The 17,254-nt window shown below is 35.4% G+C and carries 14 protein-coding genes; 9 read left to right on the forward strand and 5 right to left on the reverse strand.

From position 1 onward, the window contains the following. Positions 1-6 precede the first annotated feature (6 nt). Both RHO12_10740 and RHO12_10745 read left to right on the forward strand, forming a co-directional pair. Positions 7-1,494, forward strand: a complete 1,488-nt coding sequence (locus RHO12_10740; GenBank protein WVD65830.1) for a basic amino acid/polyamine antiporter — start codon at positions 7-9, stop codon at positions 1,492-1,494. Between the two features lie 14 nt (positions 1,495-1,508). Continuing rightward, positions 1,509-2,963, forward strand: a complete 1,455-nt coding sequence (locus RHO12_10745; GenBank protein WVD65831.1) for a basic amino acid/polyamine antiporter — start codon at positions 1,509-1,511, stop codon at positions 2,961-2,963. A gap of 240 nt (positions 2,964-3,203) precedes the next feature. On the opposite strand, the gene RHO12_10750 is transcribed toward RHO12_10745, so the two are convergent. Continuing rightward, positions 3,204-4,292 (reverse strand): linear amide C-N hydrolase, encoded by a 1,089-nt coding sequence (locus tag RHO12_10750; GenBank protein WVD65832.1) that lies wholly within the window; start codon positions 4,290-4,292, stop codon positions 3,204-3,206. Positions 4,293-5,057: 765 nt separating this feature from the next. Here RHO12_10750 and mdtN point away from each other — a divergent pair. From mdtN to RHO12_10765, 3 genes are read left to right on the forward strand one after another with little or no spacing between them, the layout of a single operon-like run. Continuing rightward, the gene (gene mdtN / locus RHO12_10755) at positions 5,058-6,113 is read left to right on the forward strand and encodes a multidrug transporter subunit MdtN (protein ID WVD65833.1); all 1,056 of its coding nucleotides are present in this window, start codon (positions 5,058-5,060) and stop codon (positions 6,111-6,113) included. Then, complete coding sequence (locus RHO12_10760) at positions 6,091-7,950, forward strand: FUSC family protein (protein ID WVD65834.1); 1,860 nt, start codon at positions 6,091-6,093, stop codon at positions 7,948-7,950. Before mdtN ends, RHO12_10760 begins: the two co-directional genes overlap by 23 nt. A 1-nt stretch (position 7,951) precedes the next feature. Then, entirely contained in the window at positions 7,952-9,433 is a 1,482-nt protein-coding gene (locus RHO12_10765) for a TolC family protein (GenBank protein ID WVD65835.1), read from the forward strand. A gap of 49 nt (positions 9,434-9,482) precedes the next feature. On the opposite strand, the gene hslO is transcribed toward RHO12_10765, so the two are convergent. The 3 genes from hslO to RHO12_10780 are packed head-to-tail and all read right to left on the reverse strand — an operon-like array spanning position 9,483 to position 12,483. Next, a complete protein-coding gene (gene hslO, locus RHO12_10770; protein ID WVD65836.1) occupies positions 9,483-10,370 on the reverse strand; it encodes an Hsp33 family molecular chaperone HslO in 888 nt (295 codons plus the stop codon). Positions 10,371-10,388: 18 nt separating this feature from the next. Then, positions 10,389-10,805, reverse strand: a complete 417-nt coding sequence (gene hslR / locus RHO12_10775; GenBank protein WVD65837.1) for a ribosome-associated heat shock protein Hsp15 — start codon at positions 10,803-10,805, stop codon at positions 10,389-10,391. 31 nt (positions 10,806-10,836) lie between these two features. Beyond that, positions 10,837-12,483, reverse strand: a complete 1,647-nt coding sequence (locus RHO12_10780; protein WVD65838.1) for a hypothetical protein — start codon at positions 12,481-12,483, stop codon at positions 10,837-10,839. A 352-nt stretch (positions 12,484-12,835) separates the two neighbouring features. Between RHO12_10780 and greA the strand changes: the two genes are divergently transcribed. Continuing rightward, a complete protein-coding gene (greA, locus tag RHO12_10785) occupies positions 12,836-13,312 on the forward strand; it encodes a transcription elongation factor GreA (GenBank protein ID WVD65839.1) in 477 nt (158 codons plus the stop codon). 36 nt (positions 13,313-13,348) lie between these two features. Here greA and yhbY read toward each other — a convergent pair whose 3' ends face one another. After that, complete coding sequence (yhbY, locus tag RHO12_10790) at positions 13,349-13,645, reverse strand: ribosome assembly RNA-binding protein YhbY (protein ID WVD65840.1); 297 nt, start codon at positions 13,643-13,645, stop codon at positions 13,349-13,351. Positions 13,646-13,747: 102 nt separating this feature from the next. Between yhbY and rlmE the strand changes: the two genes are divergently transcribed. The 3 genes from rlmE (at position 13,748) to folP (ending at position 17,230) form a co-directional block, all read left to right on the forward strand. Continuing rightward, complete coding sequence (gene rlmE / locus RHO12_10795) at positions 13,748-14,374, forward strand: 23S rRNA (uridine(2552)-2'-O)-methyltransferase RlmE (protein ID WVD65841.1); 627 nt, start codon at positions 13,748-13,750, stop codon at positions 14,372-14,374. Between the two features lie 87 nt (positions 14,375-14,461). Further along, complete coding sequence (gene ftsH / locus RHO12_10800) at positions 14,462-16,333, forward strand: ATP-dependent zinc metalloprotease FtsH (protein ID WVD67403.1); 1,872 nt, start codon at positions 14,462-14,464, stop codon at positions 16,331-16,333. A 63-nt stretch (positions 16,334-16,396) separates the two neighbouring features. After that, on the forward strand, positions 16,397-17,230 hold the full coding sequence (gene folP, locus RHO12_10805) for a dihydropteroate synthase (GenBank protein WVD65842.1): 834 nt from the start codon (positions 16,397-16,399) through the stop codon (positions 17,228-17,230). The last annotated feature ends 24 nt before the right edge of the window (positions 17,231-17,254 follow it).

Below are 17,254 nucleotides of genomic sequence, written 5' to 3' on the forward strand. Positions count from 1 at the left end.
AATATTATGAGTGATAGTACTCAAAGCTCATCGTCATCGGGCGGTGCGAAATTAGGGTTATTTGCTTTAATTGCCATCGTTGTTGGTTCAATGCTAGGAGGGGGGGTTTTTAGCCTTCCTCAAAATACAGCGGCGACTTCTGCGATTGGACCAGTATTAATTGCTTGGCTCATTGCCGGTATTGGTATTTATTTTATTGCTAATTCATTTCGTACTCTTTCTGATTTACGACCTGATTTACAAGCTGGCGTTTATATGTATGCTCAAGAGGGATTTGGTTCTTTTATCGGTTTTAATGTAGCGTGGGGATACTGGTTGATGACAGCATTTGGAAATGTTGCTTTTGCTGTTATTTTAATGGATGCATTTAATGAATTTCTTCCTGGTGTTTTTACCGATGGTAATAATTTAAATTCTATTATTTGTGGGTCAATACTTATTTGGGGATATAATTTTTTAGTTCTTTCTGGAATACGTGTTGCTGGTTTTATTAATACCCTTGGTACGATTGCAAAGCTCGTACCTTTAGTTCTATTTGTTTTGATTTTAGGCTTTTTAATTAATTATTCTCAGCTTTTTGATAATCTTTGGGGGACATCGCCTCAGATAGTTACACAAGTTAGTGGTACAACGGAACCTGTTTCTCTGTATTCTCAGATATTAAGCCCGCTAACTGTTGCCTTATGGTCATTTATTGGGGTTGAAGGGGCCGTTGTATTATCTGGGCGAGCTAAGAATAAAAAAGATGTTGGTAAAGCAACGTTATTTGGTTTTATTATCGCACTTATTATTTATATTCTTCTTTCCGTTTTGCCTTTTGGTGCAATGTCTCAAGCTGAATTGTCACAAATAGCCAATCCCTCAACGTCTGGTGTATTACAATATGTTGTCGGTGATTGGGGTAAATGGTTAATGAGTGTTGGGCTGATTATATCTGTATTAGCCGGTTGGTTAGCGTGGACGATTTTATGTGCTGAAATTCCAATGGTTGCAGGGCAAAAAGGCGCTTTTCCTCAGGTGTTTGATAAAGTCAATAAGAATCATTCTGCTAGTGTGTCATTATGGGTAAGCAGTGCAATTATGCAAGCCGCTATGCTATTAGTCTATTTTTCCAATAATGCTTGGAGCACCATGTATAATATTTGTGCATTAATGGTAATTCCTGCTTACATTACAACAACGCTTTATATGGTTAAAATTTGTCTAAACGGTGAGTATAATAAGTATTCAAATAAAGGCAAAACACTATCGTTACTGAGCGGTATTTTGGGGGCATTATTCTGCGTATTAATTCTATATGCTAGCCAAATTCAGTATGTTGCACTAATCCCGATTTTATTAACGATTGGATTACCGCTGTTTATTTGGGCGAGAAAAGAGAAAAGAGGTAATTTGCCAATATTCCAAAATAAAGAGATTGTTTATTTATTAATTTTATTGTTGCTAGATATTATCGTTATAGCTTTATTAGCTATGGGAATGATTAAATTATAATAAGGATTAAAGGCATGGAGACACAAACCAAAAAAGCGACAAATAGTCAGAAGTTAGGGCTTATCTCGTTAATTGCTATTGTAATTAGCACCATGATTGGCAGCGGTATTGATGGACTACCACAAAATATGGCCGCCAATTCAGCTCTAGGGCCAATTGTTATTGCTTGGATTATTTGTGGTATCGGGATGTACTGTATAGCAAGAACTTTTATGATTCTTTCTGACGCGCGCCCCGATCTCAATGCCGGTATTTATATGTATGCACGAGAAGGATTTGGTCCTTTTATTGCGTTTAATGTAGCATGGGGATATTGGCTAATGAATATTTTTAGCAATGTTGCCTTCGCCATTATTACAATGGATACGTTGAATTATTTTTTTCCAGGGTACTTTACGGGTGGTAATAATATTACATCTATTATTGGTGCATCTATTCTGATTTGGAGCGTCAATTTTATGGTGTTATCTGGCACTAAAAGTACGGGTAGGATTAATACTATCGGTACATTTGCTAAGATGATACCGCTATTTACGTTTATCATTATTATTATCTATGCACTTAATTATACTAAATTTGCCTCAAATATTTGGGGACAAGTACAGACCCCAACTCAGCCAAATCTAGGCTCTATTAGCGCTCAAATTATGTCGCCATTGACCGTGGCGCTCTGGTGTTTTATTGGTATCGAAGGCGCTGTTGCTTTATCTGGGCGAGCTAGAAATAAAAAAGATGTAGGTAAAGCTACTTTTATTGGTTTCATTATCTCCCTCTCTCTTTGTATGCTAGTGTCAGTTTTACCTTTTGGTATTTTAAGCCAAGACCAATTAAAATCGATCCCAACACCGTCAACAGCAGGAGTGCTTAAAATTATTACTGGTGATTGGGGGGAGTGGTTAATTAACTTTGGTGTATTGATTTCCGTGATAACCAGCTGGCTTGCTTGGACGATGATTTGTGGTGAAATTCCAATGGTAGCCGCTCAAAATAGTACTTTTCCTAAAATTTTTGCTCGTAGAAACAAAAATGGCGCTGCAAGCGTAGCCCTTTGGGTGAGTGCTATATTAATGCAGTTTGTCATTTTATGTGTCTATTTTGCCTCTCATGCTTGGATCATGATGTTAAATATTGCCTCTATTACTGTGATTCCTGCTTATATTGCATCAAATGCTTATTTATTAAAATTATGTATAACAGGCGAATATACTCAATATGCTAAACGTGGTCGTTATGTTGCGCTGATAACAAGCATTATTGGTATATTTTTCTGCTTATTAATGTTTTATGCAACTAAACTAGAGTATGTAGTCTTCGTTCCAATCACTCTCATGATTGGTTTTCCTTTGTATGTTTTAGCTAAAAAACAGAATCAACCAGGTAAACCTATTTTAAACAAAAATGAAATAATCTACTTTATCTTTTTATTTTTGCTCACGGTTATCGCATTAGCGGTAATGTTTATTTGGTAACGACATATCTTTATTGTTAATAAACACAGCAGTATTCTTGATTTCTAGCTATGGTGTATGTTCTTTTGCCTTTTTGCTTCAATCTCTTGCCGCTATCAAAATGATATAGATTAAGCCGTAATCAATAACCAATAAAATTTATCAGGTCTTGCTTTAGTATTAAAATATCCCTACTAAAGCAAAACCCAAGCGTAACAAGTAATTTAGTGTTTTGCCAGACAATTAAATGTTATCGATTGCTTAATTTGAATTAGGCACATTTATTTTTTCGAAAACAGGTTTATCTGATTGTTTGAACTGCGCTAGTGAGAATGTTTGATAATTTATATCATTATACCCACGGATTTTTATAATCCCTTCTTTTAGGCTTGATAAACTGGTCCAAACCGTATATTCAGAAGACATTATACCGCGCTTACCGGATTCGTTAAGGCTATCCGTGGTAATATTTTTTAAACGGTCAAAACGATTCATTGCATGGGCTAAAATATTCATCGCATCACTAGGTGAATTAGCTTTTGGGGCATATGTAGTATAGTAAATCGCACGAATAAAACGACCGACTGAGGTATCTGATGACGGTAGATCTGATGATGCAATTCCGCTATCAGGTTGCACAACATCAATATTGCCCAATTTAGCAGATGATCTATCGAGATTATCGAGTTGAGTGTAGTTATTTAGATTTTCTAAATGCCACGGAAAACTCGGTCCATTAGTCATCACTTTAGTTGGGTTTTGATACACGTGAAGTTTACCATCGAGGGCTTCAACAACAATACTCCCGCCTTTATTGTCATAAAAGGCATAATGAAATGGTGATACAACGCCACCTAAATTTTCTAACACTGGTGACCAAAAGCTCCTATTATTGACTGCATTTGCAACTTCTTCTACGGAAGAAAAACTTGATAAAGCCCACTCACCAATTGAAGTGACCGGAATAGACTCTTTATACTCAGATGGTTTAAGGGCGGTTAAATGAGCACTTGAGATCATGTTGGCACTAAACGATAAGCCCGCACTATTGAGACCTTGAAAGACATTATGATCATCGCCGTCATAATAGACATTTGTGGTGATGGCAAGTATGTGGTATTTCGATTTATAATTTGCACTATTTTTGCCATCGGGTCCTTTTTTCTGGAAAAAAGTTCCCTCAGGATAGTATGTTAACCATGATGGTAAATTTTCTGATAACTCGAGTGTCCTTCCTTGATATACGTCACCATTATTATCTGTAATAGCAAGGCTTGTGCATGCTTGACCGGCTAATGATATTGATAATAAAGAGAGAGGGATCATACGCAGTAAAGTTTTTAATTTCATTTGAAAATCTCCAGTATATTTTACGTGATCTTTTGATACGTTTATTAAATTAACTTATTAATTCCAATGTCAATAACGGAAGTGCGATTCGTTATTGATATTGTCATCGAAATTTTAAAATACCAAGAATGGCTCTATAATAAATGCAAAATAAAAACAAAAGCTATGCCAATAACGCTAAAAAAAGAAATTAAATCTAATTTAATACATTAGTGTTGTTGGGGTTAATACATTAAATTCGCCCTGAGTTGATTAAAAGTACAGTTATTATAATTATAAAAGAACAAAAATAGTACTGAAATAGATTGAAATATAAAAAGAAAATTGATTTTAAAGTATTTTGATATAGAATAATTAGCTAGATTAGCAACGATTATTTTAACTCGATAGAATTATTTATCTCGGTTTATTATTCATCGGTAAAAATATACTATCTTTCATAGTCTATTGCTAATATCCTACTTATTTACAATAAAAGTTGATATGTTTTATATGAAAAAATATGTACTTATTGTATTAATAATCGTTTTCTTAGTATCTTGCGGACAAAATGGTGCTCCTGTTGTCGTTATGTTCGGCTCGTATTTCCCATCTTGGATTTTTTATTTTATTTTTAGTATTATTATTACGTTGTTATTGCGCGTTTTATTTATAAAAATTGGATTCGATAACCTAATTGGATATAAGCTTTTATTTTATATTTCATTAATGCTTATTCTCGCTTTTTTAAGCTCATTTTTATTTTTTTAACAAAGTTACTGATAAATGAAAAAATTTAAACATGTAATGAATAACAAGAGACTTCCCATCATAGTTACAGTTATTACACTGATAATTGCTATCGTATGCGCTCATTATTGGCTACGTTCATCGATAACCAATCCTCTGTCTGAAGATGCGATTGTTAATGCCGATTTAGTGAATATCTCATCATCAGTGCCTGGGCGAATTACCCATATTTATGTGACTGACAACAGTAAAGTAAAAAGAGGTGATCTTCTTTTTACCATTGAAAAAACACCTTATCAGATAAGGCTCGCCCAAACTAAAGTTGCTTTGGCTATAGCTGAGTCAGCACTAAATACAAAATTAAAAAATATTACAGCGGAACAATTAAATTCAGATATTACCGATCAGCAAATTCTTAGAGCCAAGACTAACTTAGATTTAGCAACTGAAACACTAAAGCGCTTAGAGCCTCTACAAACTCAGGGATATGTAACTAAACAACAAATCGATGATGCAAGAACCGCGAAGCACGATGCTGAAATCAGTTACCAGCAGGCGATCAGCCAAGCAAATGCAGCAAAAGCCTTAATTAATGATGCTGATGCTGAAATAGCATTTGTGGAGCTAAAACGTAACGATGTTGCTTTTGCACAATGGGAATTAGATAATACCGACATCACAGCACCTAATGATGGTTTTGTAACTGGGTTAAATACGTCGGCCGGAAAGTTTGTTATTTCAGGGCAATCTATTTTTACGTTAGTTAATTCAGAAAATTGGTTTGTTTCTGCTTATTTTAGAGAAACGACATTAAAAAATATAAAATTAAATAGCTGCGTCAAAGTCTATGTTATGGCGGATAAAAGTAAATTAATTAAAGGATATGTGAATAGTATCGGTTGGGGGGTTATCTCGACAGAGCTACTTTCGATTCCAAGCCAGCTACCTTATCTCCCTAAATCGTTAAATTGGGTACACGTTGAGCAACGTTTTCCAGTTCGGATTAGCTTAGTTAATCCACCCGAAGAATTGATGCGTGTAGGAGCCTCTGCAATTACAATAATTCAACATGATGATTGTTCATCTAATTAGAGTATTTTATCGATACTTACTACCATTTCCAGGCAGAGCCGCTTTAACTTGGCGGATTGCCTTGTTGTCCGCACTTATGGCGGTTGTTGCCATGATTTATGAAATTCCAGAATCCGCAATCAGTTGTTATTTAATCATTTATTTAATGAAAGATGATGCAAACGAAAATATTGTTATTGCGATTGCGGTGTCGATTTTACTTTCATTAGCGGTTGCACTTATTTTTTTATTGACTAATTTAACGATCAATAGTGTATTTTTTAGAATATTTATGATCTTTATTTGTTCCTATTTCTTTGTCTATATGGGGGCAAAATTTAATGTCTCAGAAATTGGTAATTTAGTTGCACTAGTTATTGCTTTTTTACTGACCCTACTTAGTGATGCTCCAACGGGCGAACTAGCAACTCGTGCTATTCTATATGCTCTGCTCATGGCTACAACACCAATGTTATTAATGATTATTTTTAATCTCATTTTAGGTAAAAAAAGTCAAAATATATTACTTGAAAAGTTCTCATTAAGACTCAAAACGGCACAAAATACGTTGATGCAACCCATCATAAATAATAAATTTGGACTTAAGAAATTATTGCGAGATAGCCAAGGAGGAGGTGATATCCACTTAAAGCTAATTAAAATTTTTCATCTACAAACTCAAAAGCAAATTGAATGGTTGGAAAATGTAAATAAACAGACACTCAAATTGCTGGCGCTCGTCAGTATTTTACCGAAAGATACAACTGAAGAATCACGGAAAATTTTAGCAAATAATTGCCAGTATGCATTAAATTCAATTAGTGATAAGAGTTTTGGTAGTGATATTATCATGCTAAATGACAACTTGATCAGTAAGGAAATATGCAACTCATTGAATATGCTAGTGCACAATCCCGTCAGTATAGCAGAAATGGCGCCAAAACTGCCGAAACAAAAAAAAAGGAATACAAACAATACAACCAACGGTACCTTAACTTACCACTATTTTGCGTTTAAAGTGACAATCTCAGCGCTTATTTGCTATGGTATTTATACATTGTTTGATTGGCAGGGGATCCATACCGCCATGATAACATGTTATGTCGTTGCGCTCGGTACGACTGCTGAGACAATACATAAACTGACTTTACGTATACTTGGTTGTTTAGTTGGAGCCTTGATTGGCGTTTTATCCACCATTTATGTCACGCCTCACTTAGATAGTATTAACGGCTTATTCTTATTAATTTTTATTGGTATGCTTTTGCCTGCTTGGATAACGGCAGGAAGCGAACTTTTTTCTTATGCTGGTGTGCAAATTGGCTTAGCATTTTTGTTGACGGTTTTAAATGGGTTTTCACCCAGTACTGATTTAGTTGCAGCACAAGACCGTATATTAGGCGTTTTACTTGGTATTGCGGTATGTTTTGTTGTTTTCACTGTATTATGGCCTGTTTCAATTTCGGATACTATTTATCAAAAACTATCTAAAATATTAAATTTAGCCTTAGACTCAGTACAAAGTGAAACACAAGGGCAGCTTGATATCGTTAATTTTGCACAATTAATTGATGAGGCTAATCAGATTGACTATAATCTTAAACTTGTCATTTTCGATACAAAATTGATGAAATTATCTAATTATGAGCTTAAAACTGTTCGTTATTTTATTCTACAAATTATCCGATTAAATACATTACTAATACTTCCGATTGATTCTGCAAAAAGACAAATTTATCAAAATGAGTTAACATTATTTTTAAGTAATAATGTGATTAATAGAGAAAATATAGCCAAGCTTGATAAGTTAAATGAACTATTGCGTAGAAATATTAACTCTATTTTAAAGGACATTTAAATTGAAAAATTCAACGACATCATTTAGTTTTCTGAAATATAAACTCTATTTTTCAATATTTTGTATTATCACTTTAGTCGGTTGCGTCACGAGTAATGATTGGCAAGATATGCCAGTGCAAAATATCAATTCAATTGTTGTCCATTCTAATCAAGCACAAGATAATAATGAATTAAGTAGCTTATTTTCTAACGTAGATATTATACCCAATCATAAATATAGCTTGGTTGAATTAATTGATTTGTCTCAAAATAACAACGTTCAATTACGTTCAGCTTGGCAGCAAGCTAAGCAGGCAGCACTCACTTCAAATATTATTAAAACAACGTTTTTACCTAATATTTCAGCAAATATTATTGGTGGGTATCAAAAAAATAGCTTTGATCTTACCGATTCCATCCATGTTGACACGAGAACTAAAGAGGTTATTCCTAATTTAACATTACAGTGGCTTGTTTTTGACTTTGGTCAGCGCTCTGATTTATTGGGGGCAAATGAGCATCTGGTATCAGCGTTAAAATATAACTTTAATCTAGCGAACCAAAAATTTGTTTATCAAGTGACATTGGCGTATTTAAATTATAGCCAAGCGGTTAGAGAACTCACTTTATCTGAGCAAGAGCTTAGTAATACATTAATCATCCAAGACTCAGTTAAGAAAAAAAGAATTCAAGGACTTGCAACTATTGTTGATGTTGCTCAAGCAGAACAATTAGTTGCACAATCTAAATTAGATAATGTCGTTGCTCGAAACAATCAAAAAAATACTTACCAGCTACTACTACAGGCAATGGGATTGAGTCCATTAGCAGGGATCGATGTTAAAATTGATGATAAACGACAATTACCAACAAGCATTACTCCGGTTGCTGATCAATGGATAAAAACTGCTTTAGTCAGCAGGCCAGATATTTTAGCAAGTTATGAGGTTGTGAAAACCAAGCAAGCTAATATTGATGCCGCTAAAAAAAATTATTATCCTAAAGTTTTTGTTGCCGCTAATTTGAGTAGCAGTCACTCTTATTGGGGAGCACAAAGCTTACCTGATTTGAGCCAAACCAGTAATGGTACAAATATTTTTTTCGGTGTACATATTCCGATTTATGATGCTGGCGCTAGAAATATCAAAGTGGAGCAAGCTAAATCGCAAGCATTAGAGTCGATAGAGCAGTTTAATAATCTTAAAAATAATGCGGCAAATGAAATTGTGATTGCTGCTAATACACTTAATTCTGCCCTTGAATCCTATCAGTCAGCACTAAGTTTAGTCAAAACTGCCAATATTACGTATAGCGCATCGTTATCATCTTATGAACAAGGGCTAGCGACATTAACGCTTGTCAACGAGTCAGCTCGAAATCTAACATACGCAAAAAAAATTGAAAGCCAGACTTATTTTGCATCGTTAATTGCCGCATCTAATTTATCATTTATTTTAGGGTTTACAATTAATAGTGATATTATTTTAGATGTTGCTAATTAATTCAAAGAAACTGGATAGGTCAGTTAAATAAACTCTATCCTTAGCTAAATCAATGAAGCATTTCTTGAGGTTTGTTTTTACGTAAATTTTCAATATCAATTTTATCAAAAATATAGTGATTGCCACAATAGTCGCAATGCATATCGATATGACCTTCTTCAGCTATAATGCTATCAATCTCATCAGCAGGTAGCGTGCTTAATGTATCTTCGCAGCGCAGTCTTGAACAGCTACATTTAAACTCGACGATTTGTCCATCGAATAGACGGACGTCTTCTTGATGGTACAGTCGATATAATATTTCTTCTGCAGGTAGACTAAATAGCTCTTCTGGTTTTATGGTTTCTGCTAGCGTGGTCAAGAGTTCAAAAGATTCAGTGCCCCTTTCATGCGCAGGTAATACTTGCAATAGCAAACCCGCAGCGATAGGTTTGTGTTGGTAAACTCCAACCTTGATTATTAATTGCGTCGCAAGTTGTTCTGATTGTTTAAAGTAATTCTCAATACAACCAGCAACAGAATCGGCTTCAAGTGCGACAATCCCTTGATAACGTTCACCACTTTTAGGGCTAATTGTGATCACGATATAACCATTGCCCATCATATCTTTTAGTGATGCGTTATTAGGAATATCGCCCTTTATTCTCGCAACACCACGCATTTGTTGGTGATTATTACCATTAATCACCGCTAAACTCAATGGTCCATCACCTTGCAATTGCACTGTAATATCTCCCTCAAACTTTAATGTCGCAGTAAGCAAACTGGTTGCAACTAGTAACTCGCCTAGTAAATTCTGTACAGCTAATGGGTAATTGTGATTTTCTAAAATTTTTTGGTAGGTGTCGCTTAAATTGACTATTTCACCGCGAACTTCATGATTATCGAATAAAAATCGAGACAATTTATCGTTATGGGTTTTGATTGTTTGGTTCATCTTTTCTCCTGGCGAACACTATTCACCATGTTTAAATTTAATCAGATCTCGACGTTCTTTCTTATCGGGCCGCCGATCCGGATGAGGCATTGTTAAGGAGCCCAACTTGCGAGCTTGTGATATGTTCTCTCGCTTTATGATGCTCGCTTCATTCTCAATATAGAGTGCTTGTGCTTCAGTTGCGGTTTTTCTACGTTCACTTAACATAAGAACCGTTATTGTTTTTTCATCGCTACCTTGCCTCAATTTAAGTTCGGCACCAATTTCTACAATTTTACTCGGTTTTGTACGTTGTCCATTATAGTGGACTTTACCGCCTTCAATCATTTCTCTAGCTAATGGGCGCGTTTTATAAAACCTTGCCGCCCACAACCATTTATCTAATCTAATTTGCGGTGTTGTATTATCCATCATCACATTACGTTTAATCACCATGCTTTTGATAATTGGGATCTATTTGAGAAAATCAATAGTCGGCTAGTTGATTGTTTTTAACTTCGTATTTTTTGTCTATTGTCTGTAACGTACCATTTAATGAGAGTGGCTCTAAAGAGCCATGTAATTTTAAATCAAAGTTATTTATTTTTATTGGATTGTCGATTAGATACCATAAGGCGAGCGTTTGGCTATCGATTGAATGTGAATTAAGCTCTAATGATTCGAGTTGTTTGGTTGAAACTAAACTTGCCGTTCCCTCTAGGATACCTTGATTAATAAGCGTACTAAAACTCATATTGGTATTGGTTGGTGTAAAATTCAAACTTAAGTCAGGCTTGTGTAATTCAATGGTATTGAGCGTGCCGCTATCAGCTTTAACTAAAATTGTCCCATCAACTTGCAGAGTGTCTTGCGCTGAATTTATCGCGATATTATTACCAAACGCTTCAAATCCGGTAAATTGGAAAGAAAAAGCAGGGTTAGTATCTATTATTAAACTAGGCATTAATGTTAGCTGCTTAATCAATATCTGGTTTGGCATACTATGTGGCAAATTTAGATCAGCCAATTTCTGCCACCAGTCTACGGGTAATTGATAATGAATACCTGATGCGATGATATTCTCAATAGTTAGTTCATCATTTTGCCAGTTAGCTGATAATTTGATGTTACCCTTATTCCATAATCCAAGTGCAGGCTCAATGATAATTTGATTGTCATCATTTTGCCATTGTAATAGTGGCTGATCAATTAATTGCTCGCCGAAGATCATGCTTTGTGCATTAAAAAATAAAGTACTTTGTTGTAATTGCCAAGCATGGTCATAAATAATATTTTTGATATCTAAGTTAGCTTTTTCAAGTGAAAAATTAGCTAGGTTAATACTGCTATCAATTACAGACAAGTGTCGCATATCTATCTTAGGAAGATTAATCAGCTTTTTATTCAGTTGAGACAAATCGTCTTTTGATTGGAAGAACAGTTTATCAATTTTTAGCTGATTAATTAATAGTGAATTATCAGCTAAAATGTTTGCATTAGCAGTAAAGAAGCCTGAATTTATATTACCGCCTAAATTAGTTAAATATAGTATATTATTTTTTTGACTGCCTTGGATAACGATAGATTTAATATCAATATTATTATAGTTTGCTTTTTGTATCGTGAAATTAAACTGGCTATCAATACGGTGTGTAATGACTTCTTCTGACCAAGGCTTTATACCGCCATATATGTTACTAAAACTAATTTCGCTATCATCGTTCGGGTTTTTATAGTGCAAAGAGATATTTTTTAATTGCAAAAAATCGGCACTAATACTTTGTTCTGTGGGGGAGATGGTTACGTAACCATCTTCGAGCAATAGATACTCAAATGATAGCGTATTGAATAAGTGAGCTAGCTTTAAACCAATTACTACTTTTTTTACTGAAAGGTTGGTTGTTAACTGTGTTTTGTCCTGGATAGTCACATTCTCTAACGTTACTTCATATGGATTTGTGATAGAGTGTGCAATATGACCAACATTAATAGAATATTTGTCACTGTAACTTGATAATAAATGGTTAATGTACTTTGTACCAAAATCGGTTTGTACCAAAAAATAAGGTAGAATAGTGACAAACCAAATAATGGCAATTAAAATTAATAGTACTAACCGTATTTTTTTTAACATATTTTACTAATTGTATCTTTTATGTAATTCATTATTATACTTAAAATTAATGAAGATTAAATTAGCATTTTACAGATACTTTATTTTTCAATCTACGTTTTTTTATAATATAATCAGTTTTTAAACAAAAAAATAACGAACGCTATAATTTATTATAGAAATGTGCTATTAAAGCCCCTAATTTTAACTCGGTTTTACCGCTTGCCTTATCTTAAATAATCGCTAATATATTCGTCATCAAAATGATGATTTAACTCTCTCTTTATTTAGAGCGAGTTTTTATTGCTTATTGAAAATTTAATAATCAAATTTGATTTATTTTATAAGGAATAACATAAAGGGAGGACTAATAATGCAGCAGATTCCAATGACAATAAGGGGCGCAGAGCTATTACGTGCTGAACTAGAAGAGTTAAAAACGGTTAAACGACCACAGATAATAACAGCTATTGCCGAAGCAAGAGCTCATGGCGACTTGAAAGAGAATGCAGAGTATCATGCCGCTCGTGAACAACAAGCTTTTTGCGAAGGACGCATTCAAGAAATTGAAGGCAAATTATCTCAAGCACAAATTATTGATATTACAAAAATAAAAAATAATGGGCGAATTATTTTTGGTGCGACAGTCACTGTGCTAAATTTAGATACGGATGAAAAAATCACCTATAGAATTGTGGGAGATGATGAGGCAAACTTCAAACAAAACTTAATCTCAGTTAATTCACCGATTGCGCGAGGTTTAATTGGCAAAGAAGAAGATGATTCGGTGTCAATTAAAACACCGGGTGGTGATGTGGATTTTGATATTCTCAAAGTTGAGTATTCTTAGTAAGAAAATGCCGCATTATGCGGCATCATTATGTTATTACTTTTTGGGTAGAGTAATTTTTTTGTCTTCGCTGGGCTTAAATAGCGTTAGAATAGAACCGATTAATTGAACTTGAGTTGCGGTGGTTTCCCGGACAATGGCATCACAAATTAATTTTTTAGTTTCACGATCTTCACTCGATATTTTAACTTTAATAAGCTCATGAAAATTTAGCGCATTTTCGATTTCGGCAAGCACACCTTCAGTGAAGCCATTTGCGCCGATCATGACAACAGGCTTTAAATGGTGGGCTTCACTCTTTAAATACTGTTTTTGTTTATTAGATAAATTCATTTAATTTAATATCTTTAAGGGTTGTAATTTTGTTATTCTACCCTTATATAAAGTAAAACTTCAATGAATTTTCACTTGTTAAGAATAAATCTAGGATAAAAAGTGAGTGGTAAAAAACGTTCAGCTAGTTCAACCCGTTGGTTGCACGAGCACTTCAAAGATCGCTTTGTGCAACAAGCGCAAAAAAAAGGCTTGCGTTCAAGGGCTTGGTTCAAGTTGGAAGAAATACAAAATACCGATAAATTATTTCGCCCTGGTATTACTGTTGTTGACCTCGGTGCCGCGCCGGGGGGATGGTCGCAGTATGTAGCCTCTCTAATTGGTGATAAAGGGCGGATTATTGCCTGCGATATTTTACCTATGGATCCTATTGTTGGCGTTGATTTTTTACAGGGTGACTTTCGCGATGAAGCGATTTTAAAGGCGCTTTTGGAGAGAGTCGGAGATGATAAAGTGCAAGTCGTGATGTCAGATATGGCACCAAATATGAGTGGACAGCCTGCCGTTGACATTCCAAGAGCGATGTACTTAGTTGAGCTAGCACTTGATATGTGCCGCGATGTGTTAGCTCCAAATGGTAGTTTTATTGTGAAGGTTTTCCAAGGTGAAGGCTTTGAGGAGTACCTCAAAGCGGTAAGAGACATATTCAAAGTCGTGAAAATTCGCAAGCCAGAAGCATCGAGAGCAAGATCACGTGAAGTGTATATTGTTGCGTCAGGACGGAAGTAGCAAGTTATTTTTTTTTGTAGTACTATTATGCTGAATTTTTTAATGAGCATAATCCATTAATTTTTGAGGGGTTTTCTTTTGAACGACATGGTAAAAAATTTGCTTATTTGGGGTATTATTGCTGTAGTCTTAATTGCTGTTTTTAATCAATTCAGTTCAATATCAAACAGCGGGCCACAAGTAGACTATACAACATTTAATTCTGATATTAAAAATGGTAAATTGAAGGATATTGCCATTAACGGTCGAGAAATTAATGTTAAGACAAATAACAATGATAGCTACACTACTTATATTCCTTACTATGATAATCGAATAGTCGACTATATAGTTGAACATAATATACCGCTAAAGGGAACTCCAGATGAAAAACCAAGTTTATTGGTTAACATCTTAATTTCATGGTTTCCAATACTTTTATTAATTGGTTTTTGGATTTTTATCATGCGACAAATGCAAGGCGGTGGTAAAGGCGGTCCAATGTCTGTTGGTAAAAGCAAAGCGAAGATGCTAACACCTGATCAAGTTAAAACACGATTTACAGATGTGGCAGGGAGTGAGGAAGCGAAACAAGAAGTTACAGAGGTTGTCGACTTTTTACGTGATCCAAGTAAATATCAAAAATTAGGTGGGCGAATTCCTAAAGGTATATTAATGGTTGGACCTCCCGGTACCGGTAAAACACTATTAGCTCGCGCTATTGCGGGTGAGGCTAATGTACCATTTTTTAGTATGTCAGGTTCCGATTTTGTTGAAATGTTTGTCGGTGTCGGTGCATCAAGGGTGCGCGATCTTTTTGAACAAGCACGTAAACATGCGCCGTGTATTATTTTCATCGATGAAATTGATGCCGTTGGTCGCAAGCGTGGCGGTGGTTCAATGGGAGGACATGATGAGCGCGAGCAGACCCTAAATCAGATGCTAGTTGAAATGGATGGCTTTGAAACCAATAGTGGTATTATTATTATTGCGGCAACCAATCGTGCAGATATTTTAGACCCTGCATTACTACGTCCAGGTCGATTTGATCGCCAAGTGCAAGTTGACTTACCTGATATGAAAGGTCGTGAACAAATTTTAGGTGTTCATATTCGTAAAGTGCCATTGGATACAAATGTTGATTTGGCGGTACTGGCTCGCGGTACTCCAGGCTATTCAGGCGCAGACTTAGCTAATTTAGTAAATGAAGCAGCTTTATTTGCCGCTCGTCGTAATAAACGTTTAGTTTCAATGGATGAATTTGAAGAAGCTAAAGATAAAATTAATATGGGTACTGAACGTCGTTCGTTAACGATGACAAAAGAAGTGCTCATCTCTACCGCATATCATGAAGCAGGTCATGCGATTGTCGGGTACTTAGTGCCTGAGCACGATCCTCTGCATAAAGTGACAATTATACCGCGAGGAAGGGCTTTAGGAGTGGCATTTTTCTTGCCAGAAGGTGATGAAGTTAGCCGTAATCGAACAAAATTGGAATCTATGATTTCAACCGCGTATGCGGGACGAGTGGCTGAAGGTCTCATCTATGGTGAAGAGAAAATTTCAACGGGGGCATCAAGTGATATCCGTTATGCATCAAATGTAGCTAGAGCGATGGTTACGGAATGGGGATTCTCTGAACGTTTAGGACCACTATTTTTTGAGTATGAAGAAAGTTCATACGGTCTAATGAAGAAAATATCTGATGAAACAGCCAGAATTATCGATGAAGATGTTCAAGCTATTATCAAACGTAATTATGCTCGCTCCCAGCAAATATTAACTGATAATATTGATATTTTGCATGCAATGAAAGATGCGTTGTTAAAATATGAAACAATAAGTGCTAAGCAGATTAAAGAACTTATGGAACGTAAACCGGTAACGCCACCAGATGGCTGGACAAAAAAGGAAGAAAGTGCGAGCCAAGAGATACCTATTGAACGTAGCCAGAAACCGATAGAACCGCAAGATGATTAATATTTATCTTAATAAAAACGCGCTTAGGCGCGTTTTTTTACATAAAAATTAGGTGGAATCATAATGGAAATTAAATTTAATCAACATTGCATAGATTTAACATTCCCTCAAGTAATGGGTATTTTAAATATGACACCTGATTCATTTTCTGATGGTGGACATTATAATAATTTAGACGCAGCAATGCGCCGTGTTGATAGTATGATTCAAGCAGGTGCAACATTTATTGATATAGGTGGAGAATCGACTAGACCGGGAGCCGATAATGTCTCCATAGATGAAGAGCTTGCTCGGGTTGTACCAGTAATTGAAAAAATCGCGCAATATTTTGATGTTTGGATCTCTGTAGATACATCAAAACCTGAAGTAATTACTGAATCGGCTAAAGCCGGAGCACATTTGATTAATGATGTCCGTTCGTTGTCGTTGCCAGGGGCATTAGACGCGGCTCAGAAAACAGGGCTACCAGTATGCATTATGCATATGCAAGGCGATCCTATGACGATGCAACGCGATCCGCAGTATGAACAGGATATTATTCAGAGTGTTGAGCAGTTTTTTATTCATAATATCAATCGCTGTATTACGGCAGGCATTGATAAACAAAAAATTATCTTAGATCCCGGGTTTGGGTTTGGTAAAACCTTACAACATAATTATCGCTTACTTGCTAAATTAGCTGATTTTAACCAATTAGGTTTGCCCTTATTGGTCGGAATGTCGCGTAAATCAATGATTGGTCAGCTATTAAATATCCCCCCATTAGAAAGAACAGTGGGAAGCGTTTCCTGTGCCGTTATTGCAGCGATGAAAGGTGCTAAAATTATACGCGTTCATGATGTTAAAGAAACCTTCGATGCGCTGCGAATTGTTCAAGCAACCTTAGCTGAAAATTGATAATACTACCGAGTCTAGAGCTTT

The organism is Orbaceae bacterium lpD02 (genome assembly GCA_036251875.1).
GTDB lineage: Bacteria > Pseudomonadota > Gammaproteobacteria > Enterobacterales > Orbaceae > Orbus > Orbus sturtevantii.

What these genes read in the sequence shown, in the direction of transcription:
- RHO12_10740 (WVD65830.1), top strand. Translation starts at nt 7, where the DNA reads ATGAGTGATAGTACTCAAAGCTCATCGTCATCGGGCGGTGCGAAATTA.
- RHO12_10745 (WVD65831.1), top strand. Translation starts at nt 1,509, where the DNA reads ATGGAGACACAAACCAAAAAAGCGACAAATAGTCAGAAGTTAGGGCTT.
- RHO12_10750 (WVD65832.1), bottom strand. Translation starts at nt 4,292, where the DNA reads ATGAAATTAAAAACTTTACTGCGTATGATCCCTCTCTCTTTATTATCA.
- mdtN (WVD65833.1), top strand. Translation starts at nt 5,058, where the DNA reads ATGAAAAAATTTAAACATGTAATGAATAACAAGAGACTTCCCATCATA.
- RHO12_10760 (WVD65834.1), top strand. Translation starts at nt 6,091, where the DNA reads ATGATGATTGTTCATCTAATTAGAGTATTTTATCGATACTTACTACCA.
- hslO (WVD65836.1), bottom strand. Translation starts at nt 10,370, where the DNA reads ATGAACCAAACAATCAAAACCCATAACGATAAATTGTCTCGATTTTTA.
- hslR (WVD65837.1), bottom strand. Translation starts at nt 10,805, where the DNA reads ATGGTGATTAAACGTAATGTGATGATGGATAATACAACACCGCAAATT.
- RHO12_10780 (WVD65838.1), bottom strand. Translation starts at nt 12,483, where the DNA reads ATGTTAAAAAAAATACGGTTAGTACTATTAATTTTAATTGCCATTATT.
- greA (WVD65839.1), top strand. Translation starts at nt 12,836, where the DNA reads ATGCAGCAGATTCCAATGACAATAAGGGGCGCAGAGCTATTACGTGCT.
- yhbY (WVD65840.1), bottom strand. Translation starts at nt 13,645, where the DNA reads ATGAATTTATCTAATAAACAAAAACAGTATTTAAAGAGTGAAGCCCAC.
- ftsH (WVD67403.1), top strand. Translation starts at nt 14,462, where the DNA reads ATGGTAAAAAATTTGCTTATTTGGGGTATTATTGCTGTAGTCTTAATT.
- folP (WVD65842.1), top strand. Translation starts at nt 16,397, where the DNA reads ATGGAAATTAAATTTAATCAACATTGCATAGATTTAACATTCCCTCAA.